12 protein-coding genes and 1 tRNA gene are annotated in these 12,486 nt (G+C 71.6%); 3 read left to right on the top strand and 10 right to left on the bottom strand.

Annotated features, from left to right (window positions below; translation table 11 throughout):
- Positions 1-57 precede the first annotated feature (57 nt).
- The 6 genes from tatA to Microterr_RS05890 form a co-directional block, all read right to left on the bottom strand.
- Positions 58-315: a twin-arginine translocase TatA/TatE family subunit gene (gene tatA / locus Microterr_RS05915; protein ID WP_263795602.1), complete on the bottom strand. Its 258-nt coding sequence runs from the start codon at positions 313-315 to the stop codon at positions 58-60.
- A gap of 86 nt (positions 316-401) precedes the next feature.
- The gene (locus Microterr_RS05910; RefSeq protein WP_263795604.1) at positions 402-1,364 is read right to left on the bottom strand and encodes a helix-turn-helix transcriptional regulator; all 963 of its coding nucleotides are present in this window, start codon (positions 1,362-1,364) and stop codon (positions 402-404) included.
- On the bottom strand, positions 1,364-2,350 hold the full coding sequence (locus tag Microterr_RS05905; RefSeq protein ID WP_263795605.1) for a helix-turn-helix transcriptional regulator: 987 nt from the start codon (positions 2,348-2,350) through the stop codon (positions 1,364-1,366). Before Microterr_RS05905 ends, Microterr_RS05910 begins: the two co-directional genes overlap by 1 nt.
- Before the next feature lie 28 nt (positions 2,351-2,378).
- Positions 2,379-3,344, bottom strand: a complete 966-nt coding sequence (locus Microterr_RS05900; RefSeq protein WP_263795606.1) for an FKBP-type peptidyl-prolyl cis-trans isomerase — start codon at positions 3,342-3,344, stop codon at positions 2,379-2,381.
- A 9-nt stretch (positions 3,345-3,353) separates the two neighbouring features.
- Positions 3,354-4,376, bottom strand: a complete 1,023-nt coding sequence (locus Microterr_RS05895; protein ID WP_263795607.1) for a tRNA (adenine-N1)-methyltransferase — start codon at positions 4,374-4,376, stop codon at positions 3,354-3,356.
- Positions 4,373-5,056: an HAD family hydrolase gene (locus Microterr_RS05890; RefSeq protein ID WP_263795608.1), complete on the bottom strand. Its 684-nt coding sequence runs from the start codon at positions 5,054-5,056 to the stop codon at positions 4,373-4,375. The genes Microterr_RS05895 and Microterr_RS05890 overlap by 4 nt, the downstream gene beginning before the upstream one ends.
- A 90-nt stretch (positions 5,057-5,146) precedes the next feature.
- Here Microterr_RS05890 and Microterr_RS05885 point away from each other — a divergent pair, with 90 nt between their 5' ends.
- On the top strand, positions 5,147-6,013 hold the full coding sequence (locus Microterr_RS05885) for a PAC2 family protein (RefSeq protein WP_263795609.1): 867 nt from the start codon (positions 5,147-5,149) through the stop codon (positions 6,011-6,013).
- 4 nt (positions 6,014-6,017) lie between these two features.
- On the opposite strand, the gene Microterr_RS05880 is transcribed toward Microterr_RS05885, so the two are convergent.
- Positions 6,018-6,851: an undecaprenyl-diphosphate phosphatase gene (locus Microterr_RS05880; RefSeq protein WP_263795610.1), complete on the bottom strand. Its 834-nt coding sequence runs from the start codon at positions 6,849-6,851 to the stop codon at positions 6,018-6,020.
- A 9-nt stretch (positions 6,852-6,860) separates the two neighbouring features.
- Entirely contained in the window at positions 6,861-8,162 is a 1,302-nt protein-coding gene (locus tag Microterr_RS05875; RefSeq protein WP_263795611.1) for a M20/M25/M40 family metallo-hydrolase, read from the bottom strand.
- Between the two features lie 110 nt (positions 8,163-8,272).
- Here Microterr_RS05875 and Microterr_RS05870 point away from each other — a divergent pair.
- Positions 8,273-8,358: transfer RNA gene (locus tag Microterr_RS05870), tRNA-Leu, on the top strand.
- Between the two features lie 54 nt (positions 8,359-8,412).
- On the opposite strand, the gene Microterr_RS05865 is transcribed toward Microterr_RS05870, so the two are convergent.
- Positions 8,413-9,510 (bottom strand): VIT1/CCC1 transporter family protein, encoded by a 1,098-nt coding sequence (locus Microterr_RS05865; protein WP_263795612.1) that lies wholly within the window; start codon positions 9,508-9,510, stop codon positions 8,413-8,415.
- 130 nt (positions 9,511-9,640) lie between these two features.
- Positions 9,641-11,485 carry a DEAD/DEAH box helicase gene (locus Microterr_RS05860; protein WP_404810201.1) on the bottom strand — a complete coding sequence of 615 codons (1,845 nt, stop codon included), beginning with the start codon at positions 11,483-11,485 and terminating at the stop codon, positions 9,641-9,643.
- 130 nt (positions 11,486-11,615) lie between these two features.
- On the opposite strand from Microterr_RS05860, the gene Microterr_RS05855 reads away from it, so the two are divergent.
- Positions 11,616-12,476, top strand: a complete 861-nt coding sequence (locus Microterr_RS05855; protein ID WP_263795613.1) for an SGNH/GDSL hydrolase family protein — start codon at positions 11,616-11,618, stop codon at positions 12,474-12,476.
- Positions 12,477-12,486: the final 10 nt, after the last annotated feature.

Genomic DNA, 12,486 nt, shown 5'->3' with positions numbered 1-12,486 from the left:
GCGCCGAGGCTTCTCCGGCTCGTCGACGCGCGGTGGTCCGGCCGTGACCACGTGAGGTCAGGGCTTGGCGTCGGCGCTGCCGCCGGAGCTCGCCGACGTGTCGGCGGGTGCGGCTGCGTCCGATGTGACGGTCGGCGTCGCCGGCGGTGCGGGAGCGGCGGACACGTCGTCGTCCTTCATCGCCTTCATCTCGCCCTTGAAGACCCGCGCGGACTGCCCGACGCTCTTCGCGAGTGCCGGCAGCTTCGCCGCGCCGAACAGCAGCAGGATCACCGCAAGGATGATCAGGAGGTGCGGCCAGCCGAATGCGCCCATGGGGTTCTCCTCGTGGATGTGCGGGGTGACAACAGTGTAACCCTCGGTCCGCCGGCGCGGTCCCGCCGCCCCGGCGGGCCGGGCGATCAGCGGTACTGCGCGAGACCGGCGGCCGCCCACTCCGCCGCGGCGCGACGGGCGCCCTCGGGCGCCAGGATCTCGACCACCCCGCCCCTGCGGGCGGCGAGGCGGCGCAGGCTGTACTCGTCGGCCACCGTGACGGTCGCCGTCGACATCCCGTCGGCGGACTCGATCGTCGCCCTGTCGAGATACTCCCCCAGCAGCGTCGACAGCGAGTCGGGGAAGCGCACGCGCGCGACGATGTCGTCGGCGCCGGGCTCGAACCAGACGGGCACCGGCTCCTCGCCATGCGAGATGGGGATGCCGGTCGGCACGAGGTCGCTGACCCTGTCCATGTGGAACGTGCGCATCGCCTCCCGCAGATGGCACCAGCCCTGCAGGTACCACTGTCCGTCGGAGATGTGCACCTTGACCGGGTCGACGGTGCGGGTGGTGGCCTCCGCATCCGGCGCCTTGTAGGTGAACGACACCGCCACGCCTCTGGTGAGCGCGTCGGCCACCGTGTCACGCGCCTCGTCGACCGGGCCGGGGACCACGATGACGTCGGCGGGGGTGCTGGACGCGCCCAGTGCGAGCTTGGCGAGGAGACCCGTGTACACGTCGGTCCCTGCGACGCCCGGCAGGGTGCGGGCCAGCTGCAGTCCCGCGAGGAGCGCGGCGGCCTCGCGCGCGGTCAGGCGCGGGGCGCGCTCGAGTCCGACCGTGTTGGTGATGGAGATGATGTCGCGGTCGTCGAGCAGATCCCAGTCGATGTCGAAGAGGTCGTTGGCCATCTGCCAGTAGCCGCCGTCGCCGGGCAGCCCGATCAGCGTGAGCTTCTCGACCATCTCCCGCATGCGCGCGGGCGTCACCTCGAACTCGTCCGCCGCCTCCTCGAGCGAGACCTCGCCCTTGCCGATCAGGTACGGCACCAGCTGGAGCATCAGCGCGGCACGATCGGTCGCGAGCAGCGGCTTCTGCGCTTCCATCAGGAGACTCCGTTCATCCGCAGAGCGGCGTCGAGCCGCGCGATGACCTGGTCGCGGAGCACTGCAGGCTCGACCACGCGCACCTCGGGGCCGTAGGAGGCGAGCTCGTCGGCGAACACATGGACGTCCACGTACGGGACGACGATCCCCTGCTCGGCGGGGGTCGAGCGGCGGCTGAGACGGAGCGCCGCCTCGGTGCCCGGGTTGACCTCGAGGAGCGCGCGCTGGTGTGCGGCGACCTCGTCGAGCCCGCGCGTCGCCCGCTCGCCCGCACCCTCGCGCAGCGCGGGGTCGAACGACTGCCGGGTGATCTCGACATCGCCGACGATCCGCGACAGCAGGAAGGTCCGGTCGGACTCCACGTCCAGGTCGACGCCGAAGACGTGCCACCTGGCCTCGTACTCGACCAGCGCGAGCGGCTGCATGCGGCGGCGGCGCGGCTGCTCGTCGCCCGGCTTCAGGTAGGGGAACGTGACCGCGCGGCACTGCTCGATGGCCTGCTGCAGGTTGGGGAAGGACGGATCGCGCATGCTGATCCGGGGCGAGTAGCCGATGATGGGGGCGTCGACCACGTTGCCGAGCGCGCGGATCTTGCGCAGACCCGACCGGGCGTCGGCCGACATGGAGCTCTCGCTCCAGACCCCGCCCGCGAGGTTCAGCAGGGCGATCTCGGCGGGCGTGAACGCGATCTCCTCCGGCAGGGCGTACTCCGTGCTGGGGATGCGGTAGCGGGCCTCGCGCAGGTCGTCCGGCTCTGCCGAGTCGCCGATCGTGTCGATCGGGATCCCGAGGCCGCGCAGGCTCTCCTTGTCGCGCTCGAACATCTTCTCGAGCGCATCCTTCGACGCCGCGGCCGACTGCTCCCGGTATCCGGACACGCTGGAGAGGATGGTGTCCTTCGTGATGCCCTGCTCGGTCGCGATCAGCGCGACCACGAGATTGACGAGGCGCTCCTCAGGAGGGATCTTCGACGAGTTCGCGGGCACCCCCTCATATTACGGGCGGCCCGGCGGGCTACTCCGTCGGCGCGGCCTGATCCAGTCCGAGGATGTCGACCACGAAGACCAGGGTCGAGTTCGCCGGGATCGAGCCCTGCGCCGCGTCGCCGTAGCCCTCGCCGGGCGGGATGACGATGAGCAGCTGCGAACCGACCGTCGCGCCCTCGAGCGCCGTGGCCATGCCGGGCACGACGCCGTCGAGCGTCAGGGACGCCGGGGTGGTGTCCCAGGTCGAGTCGAAGACGGTGCGGTCTGCCCAGGTGACGCCCGTGTAGTGCACGCGCACGGGCCGATCGCCGGTCACCTCTTCGCCGTCGCCCTTCTTCAGGGTCTGGACGACGAGCTCGGTCGGCGCGTCCGCGTCGGGGACGATGATGCCGGGGCGGCCGTCGGGCGCGCGGACCACGGTGGGCAGGCCGCTGCCGCTGTTGAACTGGTTGGCGCCGTCTGCGTGCGGGAGGTACACCTTGCGGACGTCGACCACGGCGACGGCGGAGTCATCCTCGGCGAGCCCGAGGCTGACGGCCGTCTCGGTCTCGACGTCGCCCGGCGCGAGGCCGATGACGACGCGCGAGCCCTCGGTGGCGCACGTCAGGGCGTCGGAGAAGCCGGGGACCAGCTGGCCCCAGCGCTCGAGCGATGCGACCTGGCTGAGATCGCCGTCGTAGGCGGATGCCACGAGCGTGCGGCCGTCGGCCCCGCCGATGATCGTCAGGTCGAAGACCACGAGCTGGGCGTCGCTGGTGATCGCCGTGCCGTCGCCGGTGATGACGTCCTCGAACTCGGTCTGGTCGGTGCGGAACGGCGAGTACACCTCGACATCGGGTGCCGCGTCGGCCGTGCCGCTCACCGTCACCTTGTCGAGGGCACCTGTGCTGCTCTCGGGTCGCGGGCACGCCGCCGCGCCGGATGACGCGGAGCAGCCGACGAGTGAGACCGATGCGAGGGCGAGGGCGACGAGGGCGACGGGGATCTTGCGCACCGGAACAGTCTAGATGCCCGCCTCCGCGGCGTCTGACGTCGGCGCGTCGGGCGTCGCGGCCTGGCGTGCGCCCTCGGCTGCGCGCTGCGCCTCGCGCACCCGCTTGCGCAGGTTCTTGTCGGTGATCTGACGGTCGCCGACCGCCCCGGGCGTCCACAGTTCGACGTCTTCGTCGCCGTAGCTGCTCTTGGATGCGCGGCGCTTCTGCTCGGGGGCGACAGCACCGGGAGCGAGCCGCCTGGTCCAGATCAGGAAGCCGGTGTGGGCGACCATGCGGTGGTCCGGGCGTACCGCCAGGCCCTCCACGTGCCAGCCGCGGACCATCGTCTCGCTCGCCTCAGGATCGGTGAACAGCCCGGTGGCGCGGATGTACTCGGCGACCCGGCTGAGCTGGGTGGCGGTGGCCACGTAGCAGAGCACGACACCGCCCGGCGTGAGGGCGTCGGCGACGACGTCGATGCACTCCCACGGCGCGAGCATGTCCAGCACGACCCGGTCGACGGATGCCGGGGCCACCGTCGTCGGCAGGTCGGCGGCGAGGTCGCCGACGACGACCTCCCAGTTCTCCGGGACCCCGCCGAGGTAGGTCTCGACGTTCGCGCGCGCGACGTCGGCGAAGTCGGCCCGGCGCTCGAACGAGACGAGCCGCCCGGCCTGCCCGGTCGCCCGCAGGAGCCACAGCGACAGCGCACCCGAGCCGACTCCGGCTTCGACGACGACCGCCCCCGGGAAGATGTCGGCCTGCGAGACGATGTGCGCCGCATCCTTCGGGTACACGATCGCCGCGCCGCGCGGCATCGACATGACGAAGTCGCGCAGCAGCGGGCGCAGGGCGAGATACTCGTGTCCGCCGCTGTTCGCGACGACCGAGCCGTCCGGCCGGCCGATCAGCTCGGTGTGCTTGAGTACGCCGTGGTGGGTGTGCATCTCCCCGTCCTCGCGGAGGGTGATGGTGTGCAGCCGGCCCTTCGGGCCGGTCAGCTGCACGCGCTCGCCGACCCGGAAGGGGCCGCTCGGTCGGTCGATGCTCATCGTGATGCTCCTTGTGCTGTGTGCGCGGCGTGGACGCCGATCACGTCGTCGACGGTCCGGTCCGCGAGCGTCGCCCACTCGGCGTGGATGCCGGTTCCGGTGAGCGAGACCATGTGCGGGACGCCGACGACGACCGCGCCGGACGCGACCGCCGAGCGGGCCCCGTTGGGCGAGTCCTCGATGGCGACCGTGTCTGCGGGGTCGACGCCGAGCAGCGCGCAGGCCTGCAGATACGGGTCGGGGAAGGGCTTGGGGCGGGTCGCGTCGTCGCCGGCGATGACCACGTCGAACGCCTCGAAGTCGATCAGGTCGACGACGGTCTGCGCCATCCGGCCGAGTGACATGGTCACCAGGGCCGTCTTCACGCCCGCGGCCTTGAGGCTTGCGAGCAGCTCCCGCGCGCCCGGGCGGAAGGGCACGCCCTGCGTGCGCAGCGAGTTCATCACCTCGTCGGTGAGCGAGTCGACGATCTCGTGCACCGCCATGCGCACCCCCGCGTCCTGGAAGATGCGTGCGGCGTCCTCGAGGCCGAGACCCACGAGGCCCAGCGCCTGCTCGTGCGTCCAGGTGCCGCCGAATCGCTCGACCAGCGGCGTCTCGGCGGCTATCCAGTAAGGCTCGGTGTCGACGAGGGTGCCGTCCATGTCCCAGAGGACAGCGGCCAGAGCGGGTGAAGTCACTGCTTCATGCTATCCGGGGCCCATCCGGCGACTGTCGGCCTATCCTGGACACAGCCGGCCGACGAGGCGTGCCGGAGGCGAGGAGGTCGTGTGGACGCACTGGGCCGCAAGGTGCTCGTGACCGCATTCGACGGGTGGAACGACGCAGGAGAGGCCGCGTCGTCGGCCGTCTCGCTCCTGCGCGCCGAGGGCTCGTACGAGCCGGTGTTCTCCGTCGATCCCGAGCTCTACTTCGACTACCAGTACACCCGCCCGCAGATCTCGTCCGATGCCGACGGCGCCCGCATCCTGCAGTGGCCCGAGGCGACCCTGCTGCGCCCCGCGAAGCAGACGCGCGGCGGCACGCAGCTGTGGCTGCTCACGGGAGTCGAGCCGGCCAGGGCGTGGCAGGCCTTCGCCGCCGAGTTCATGGACGTCGCGCTGCGCGAGGACATCACGGGCTTCGTCTCCCTCGGCTCGATGATGTCCGACGTGCCGCACACCCGCCCCATCTCGGTGTTCGCCGGGAGTGAGAACGAGCACGTCCGCGGTGCGCTCGGCCTCGAGCGCAGCAGCTACGAGGGGCCTGTCGGCATCCTCAGCGTGCTCTCGCACGCCGCAGACACCGCCGGCATCCCGACGGCCACCCTGTGGGCGAGCGTGCCCCACTACGTCGCAGGGCACACCCCCTCGCCCAAGGCGACCCTGGCCCTGCTGGACCGGCTCGAGGACATCACCGGCGCCGTGGTCCCCCGCGGCGAGCTCGCGACCGAGTCGGCGGCCTGGGAGGCCTCGATCGACGCCGCTGCGGCGGACGACGAGGAGATGACCGAGTACATCCGTCAGCTCGAGCGCACGAGGGACACCTGGGATTCGCCCGAGGCGTCCGGCGACGCGATCGCGCAGGAGTTCGAGCGCTACCTGCGCCGGGGAGGCGACGGCCCGACGAAGCCGGGCCGCGACGACCCGCGGCGGTAGCCGCTCAGTACGCCTGCAGCACGCCCGTCGCGAGCAGCACGATCAGCAGCACGCCGACGGCGATGCGGTAGATCACGAACGGCAGGAAGCTGCGCTTCTTGATGTACGACATCAGGAACGCGATCACCGCCAGGCCGACGCCGAAGGCGACAGCTGTCGCGACCGCGGTCTCGGCGAGCGTGAAGACGGCCTGACCGGGTTCGCGGATCGCCTGCAGCAGCTCGTAGAACCCGCTGCCGAAGACGGCGGGGACGGCGAGCAGGAACGCGACCTCAGCGGCGGCGGGACGCGTGTAGCCGAGGGCGAGGCCCATCGTCGTGGTCGCGCCCGAGCGGGACACGCCGGGGATGAGGGCGAGCGCCTGCGCGAAGCCGAGGGCGAGGCCGTGCGGGTAGGTCAGGTCCGCCTCGAGCCGCGTGCGCTTGCCGAGCGCGTCGGCCGCGCCGAGCAGCAGGCCGAACACGATGAGCACGATCGCCACGAGCCAGAGGTTGCGGAACGTGTCGCGGATGACGTCCTGGAACAGGAAGCCGAGCACGCCGATCGGGATCGTGCCGATGATGACGATCCAGCCCATCCGCGCGTCGGGGTCGTTGCGGGGCGCCGCGCCGGTGAGCGAGCGGAACCACTGCGCGACGATCCGCGTGATCTTCTTCCAGAAGTACACGAGCACCGCGATCTCGGTGCCGATCTGCGTGATCGCCGTGAAGGTCGCGCCCGGGTCCTCCGCCGACGGCAGGAACTCGCCCGCGATGCGCAGGTGCGCGCTGGACGAGATGGGCAGGAACTCGGTCAGGCCCTGGACGAGCCCCAGGATGATCGCCTCGATCAGATGCATGAGGGCCTCTCAGTAGGTGCGGAGGAAGTCGGTGAGAACGGCCTGCCCGAACACGAGCGCGTCGAGCGGAACGCGCTCGTCGACGCCGTGGAACATGCCGGTGAAATCGATGCCGGCGGGCAGGCGCAGCGGCGCGAAGCCGTAGCCGGCGATGCCGAGACGCGAGAGCGCCTTGTTGTCCGTGCCGCCGCCCATCAGGTACGGGATGACGGGGACACCGGGGTCGTGGCGTCCGAGCGCGCCGACCATGGCCTCGACGATCGGTCCGGCGAACGGCACCTCGAGGCCGACGTCGCGGACGACCGTCTCGACCTCGATGTGCTCGCCCACCAGCGCCCGGATCTCGGCGAGGACCGCATCCTCCGTGCCGGGCAGGGTGCGCACGTCGATGAGCGCCTCGGCGCGATCGGGGATGACGTTGTGCTTGTAGCCCGCCGTCAGCCCGGTCGGGTTGGTCGTGGTGCGCAGGGTGGAGCGCAGGAAGGGGGATGCCGGCCCCGCCTGGTCGACGAGGGCGTCCGGGTCGGCGACGCCGCCGCCGGCCAGATCGGCGAAGCCGTCGAGGAACTGCCTGGTCGTGTCGGTGAGGGCGATCGGCCACGGTGTGCGGCCGAGCTTCGCGACGGCCTCCGCGAGCGCGGTGATCGCGTTGTCGGTCGGGAAGCTGCTGCCGTGCGCGGCGCGACCGCGGGCGGTGAGCTTCAGCCAGATCAGGGCCTTCTCCCCCACCTGCAGCAGGTAGGCGCGGCGGTCTCCGACCGAGATCGAATAGCCGCCTACCTCGCTGATCGCCTCCGTCGCCCCGGCGAACCACTCCGGCTTGTCGGCCACGACGAGCGCCGAACCCTCGACGCCGCCGTTCTCCTCGTCGGCGAAGAACGTGACCACGAGGTCGCGCTCCGGCTGCTCCCCCGCTCGCAGCAGGTCGCCGACGGAGGTGAGGATCATGGCGTCCATGTCCTTCATGTCCACAGCGCCGCGGCCCCACAGCATCCCGTCGCGGATCTCGCCGGCGAACGGGTCGACGCTCCAGTCCTCGGCGACCGCCGGCACCACGTCGAGGTGGCCGTGGACGACGAGCGCGGGCTTTGCGCTGTCGCGGCCAGGCACGCGCACCGAGACGTTCGCGCGTCGCGGGATCGGCTCGTAGTACTCGGGAACCAGTCCGAGCGACTCGAGGTAGGCGCCGACGTATTCGGCCGCCTCGCGCTCGCCGTTCGCACGGCCGCCGCCGTGGTTCGTGGTGTCGATGCGGATGAGATCGCGTGCGACGCGGACGACCTCGGGCAGCTCGGCGGGCGAATCGGGCATGCGGACCAACCTACCCTGGCCGCGCGGTCCGCCTCGGCGGGCAGGATTCGTCCGTCGCGCCCGAGCATGGTAATGTCGATCCTCGGTTGCGAAACCGGAAACACCACTCTGCGCGGGTGGCGGAATAGGTAGACGCGCTAGCTTGAGGTGCTAGTGCCCTTTAACGGGCGTGGGGGTTCAAGTCCCCCCTCGCGCACAGAACGAAGAAGGCCCTCCCGATCGGGAGGGCCTTCTTCGCGTCCGCCCTCGTTCAGCCGAGAGACACGCCGAAGAGCAGGCCGAGCAGGTAGGTGATCGCGGCCGCGCCGAAGCCGATCGCGAGCTGACGCAGCGCGCGGCGCAGCGGCGGCCCACCCGACAGGAGGCCGACCATCGCCCCCGTCGACATCAGCGCGATGCCGACCAGCACGAGCGCGATCACCACGGCGGTCACCCCCGACAGACCGAAGATCCACGGCAGGACGGGGATGATCGCTCCGGACGCGAAGAACAGGAAGCTCGACACCGCCGCGCCCAGGTCGCTGCCGACCACCTCATGGCTGCGCGTGCTGATCGGGCCGGTCTCGGTGCGCGAGTACGGCACGGAGCGATCGGCCGCCTGCGCGGTCTCCACGACCCGGCGGGCGCGCTTCAGCGCCTCATCCGCGGGCATCCCGCGCGTGCGGTAGACGAGGGCGAGCTCGTTGGCGTCGAGGTCGAGATCGGGCAGCAGCGCGTCGGCGTAGTCGCTGGGCTCGGTGGCATCCAGCAGCTCGCGCTGCGAGCGCACCGACACGAACTCGCCCGCCCCCATCGAGAGCGCGCCGGCGAGGAGTCCCGCGATGCCGCTGAACAGCACGAACTGGGGCGCCGCGCCGGTGGCGCCGATGCCCATCACCAGGGCGAGGTTCGACACGAGGCCGTCGTTGGCCCCGAACACGGCGGCGCGGAACGTGCCGGACAGCCGGCGCCGGCCGCGCGCGGCGAGGCCGCGCACCACCTCGTGGTGGATGCGCTCGTCCGCCACCATCGCCGGCGTCGCGGAGGGCTCGGTGTCGTACGGAGATCGCGCCTCGGCATTCTGGGCCAGTGCCAGCACGAAGATCGAGCCGAATCGTCGCGCCATCCATGCCAGCATCCGCGTTCCCGAATCGGCGCGCGGCAGGCGATCGGGCTCACCGCCGAGCAGTTCCAGCCAGTGCGCCTCGTGGCGTCCTTCGGCGTCGGCGAGGGCCAGCAGGATCTCGCGCTCCTCGCCCTCGCGGCGCGCAGCGAGGTCGCGGTAGACCCTGGCCTCGGCGCGCTCGTTCACGAGGTATTGCGCCCACCGGCGACGGTCACGGCTGGGGGGAACGGCGGGCGCGCTCAACGAGGCCTCCGAAGCGGCTGTGGGAAGGGGAACGGATCCACGCTACTGAGCAGACGGGATGCTGTGGCCCGTCGATGCCGGGATTGCCAGCATTTCGGGGTTCCGAACCCGCCCGCGCGAGGAGTGCCGGCTAGGAGTGCACGCGCTTGCGCAGCACGTCGATGCGGGCCTGCAGCTGGGCGACGGTGGCGTGCGAGACGGCCGGCCCGCCGCAGATGCGACGCAGCTCGGCGTGCACGAGACCGTGCTGCTCCCCCGCCTGCCGGGCGTACAGCCCGACGAGGCTGTTCAGTAGCTGCCGCTGCTCCTTGAGCGTGCGGTGCAGTGCGGCAGGCGGCGCGTCGTGCGGCGGACCGCCGGCAGGCGCCTCGGCGGCCTCGCGCGCCTTCCGGTGCCTGCTCTGCCTGGACTGGCGCTGCATGAGCAGCTCGTGCACGTGCTCGGGCTCCAGCAGGCCGGGCAGGCCGAGGAACTCTTCCTCCTCGGGTGTGCCGGGCACCGCCAGCTGGCCGAACTCGCGACCGTCGTAGAGCACGCGGTCGAAGTGCGCGAGCGAGCCGAGCGCCTGGTAGGTGAACTCGTACGTGAGGTCGTCGGAGGCGCTGTCGCCCTCCTCGGCGGCTGCCAGGGCGTCGTCGTCGAGCAGGCCGTCGTCGTCGCCCTCGCTGTCGCGGTCGAGGGCGTGGTCCCGCTGCACCTCGAGCTCGTGCGCCAGTGCGAGCAGCGTCGGCACGTTCGGCAGGAAGACGCTCGCGGTCTCGCCGCGGCGCCTGGCCCGCACGAAGCGGCCGATCGCCTGCGCGAAGAACAGCGGAGTCGAGGCCGAGGTGGCGTACACCCCGACGGCGAGGCGCGGCACATCGACGCCCTCGGACACCATGCGCACCGCGACCATCCACCGCGACGTGCTCTGCGCGAATGTCTCGATCCGCGAGGACGCCTCGGCCTCGTCCGAGAGCACGATGGTGGGCGCCTCCCCGGTGATCCGCTGCAGGATCTCGGCGTAGGCGCGCGCAGCGGTCTGATCGGTGGCGATGACGAGCCCGCCGGCGTCGGGCACCTGCTCGCGCACCTCGCTGAGCCGGCGGTCCGCGGACTGCAGCACCGCCGGTATCCACTCTCCTTCGGGGTCGAGCGCGGTCCGCCAGGCCTGAGCGGTGATGTCCTTTGTGTTGTCCTGCCCGAGCTGGGCCTCCATCTCGTCGCCCGTGCGGGTGCGCCAGCGCATCTGCCCGGCGTAGACGAGGAAGAGCACGGGTCGCACGACGCCGTCCTCGAGCGCGCGACGGTACCCGTAGGCGTAGTCCGTGCGCGAGATGCGGTGGCCCTTCGCGTCGGGGTGGTACTCGACGAACGGGATGGGTGCGGTGTCGCTGCGGAACGGGGTGCCGCTGAGCAGCAGTCGACGCGTGGCGCGCCCGTAGGCCTCGCGCAGCGCGTCGCCCCAGCTCAGCGCATCGCCGCCGTGGTGCACCTCGTCGAGGATCACGAGCGTGCGCGCATCGGCGATCAGCCGCTCGTGCACCGACGACTTCACCGCGACCTGCGCGTACGTGACGGCGACGCCGTGGTACTGGCGCGCCGGCAGCCCGTGCCTGTTGCTGAACGCCGGATCGAGCCGGATGCCGACGCGCGCGGCCGCGTCGGCCCACTGGGTCTTCAGGTGCTCGGTGGGAGCGACCACCACGATCCGCGTCACGACATGGCGGCGCAGCAGCTCGCTCGCCAGACGGAGCGCGAAGGTGGTCTTGCCGGCGCCGGGGGTGGCCGCGGCGAGGAAGTCGCGCGGGCCCTTCCCGACGCCGTCCGGCCCGTCCATCCCGAAGTACTGGTCGAGCGCCTCGGCCTGCCAGGCGCGCAGGCGCTGGGCTGTGCCCCACGGCGCGCGCTGCGGGTACGACGGGGAGAGGTGCTCGGCGGCGAAGCTGCCGATGTGCTCGGGGTCGGCGCCGGTCGGGGCGACGGCATCCGCCAGCAGAGTCTGGTCCTCCTGCACGGCACCCCCTTCCGTCTCGAACACGCGAGAGACCACCCTAAGCGATGCCACGGACCATCGGCCGCCGCGTCCGCGGGTACGCTCGAGAGCAGACGAACGAGGGAGAACGATGCCTGAGAGCAGCGATCCGAGAAGCCCGTACGTCCCGAACGCGGGCCCCCATCCGTGGCGTCGCTACGTCGCTCTGGGCGACTCGTTCACCGAGGGCGTCGGCGATCCTGAGCCGGATTCGCCCAATGGCCTGCGCGGCTGGGCGGACCGTGCCGCCGAAGTGCTCGCGAGCCAGGTCGACGACTTCGCGTACGCCAACCTCGCCGTCCGCGGAAAGCTCATCCGGCAGGTGGTGGACGGCCAGGTCGACGCCGCACTGGCCCTCACACCCGACCTCATCACCTTCTCCGCCGGCGGCAACGACGTGATCCGGCCTGGTGGCGATCCCGACGCGGTCGCCGTGCTGTTCGAGGACGCCGTGCAGCGCCTGTCGGCCGACGGCGCGACCCTCGTGGTGTTCACCGGCATCGACACGAACTTCACCCCCGTGTTCCGGGGCATCCGCGGCCGGGTGGCGATCTACAACGAGAACATCCGCGCCATCGCCGAGAAGCACGACGCGATCGTCGCCGACCAGTGGGGTCTGAAGGAGGTGCAGGACATGCGCTTCTTCGACGACGACCGGCTGCACATGAACCCGCTCGGCCACCACGAGGTCGCGCGGATGGTGCTGCGGGCGCTCAACGTCCCCAACGACCTGCAGCCGATGCAGCCCGATCCGCGGCCGGCGCACAACTGGCGCGAGGCGCGCGCCGGCGATCTCGTCTGGGCACGCACCCACCTCGTGCCGTGGGTGCTCCGGCGGCTGCGGCACCAGTCGTCGGGCGACGCCATCACGGCGAAGCGGCCGGAGGCCATGCCGGTGATCACGCTCGCGCCGGGAAGGGATGCTGCGGCCTCCCCCGGCGAGCAGGTCTGACCGCGCGGGC

It is taken from the genome of Microbacterium terricola (assembly GCF_027943945.1).
Classification (GTDB): Bacteria; Actinomycetota; Actinomycetes; order Actinomycetales; family Microbacteriaceae; genus Microbacterium; species Microbacterium terricola.
Note: the sequence above shows the minus strand (reverse complement) of the source record. Positions and strands in the feature narration are given on the sequence as shown.

Excerpts from the sequence above, each read along its gene's own strand:
- Microterr_RS05855 (WP_263795613.1), top strand. The coding sequence starts at position 11,616 with ATGCCTGAGAGCAGCGATCCGAGAAGCCCGTACGTCCCGAACGCGGGC.
- Microterr_RS05910 (WP_263795604.1), bottom strand. The coding sequence starts at position 1,364 with ATGGAAGCGCAGAAGCCGCTGCTCGCGACCGATCGTGCCGCGCTGATG.
- Microterr_RS05880 (WP_263795610.1), bottom strand. The coding sequence starts at position 6,851 with ATGCATCTGATCGAGGCGATCATCCTGGGGCTCGTCCAGGGCCTGACC.
- tatA (WP_263795602.1), bottom strand. The coding sequence starts at position 315 with ATGGGCGCATTCGGCTGGCCGCACCTCCTGATCATCCTTGCGGTGATC.
- Microterr_RS05895 (WP_263795607.1), bottom strand. The coding sequence starts at position 4,376 with ATGAGCATCGACCGACCGAGCGGCCCCTTCCGGGTCGGCGAGCGCGTG.
- Microterr_RS05875 (WP_263795611.1), bottom strand. The coding sequence starts at position 8,162 with ATGCCCGATTCGCCCGCCGAGCTGCCCGAGGTCGTCCGCGTCGCACGC.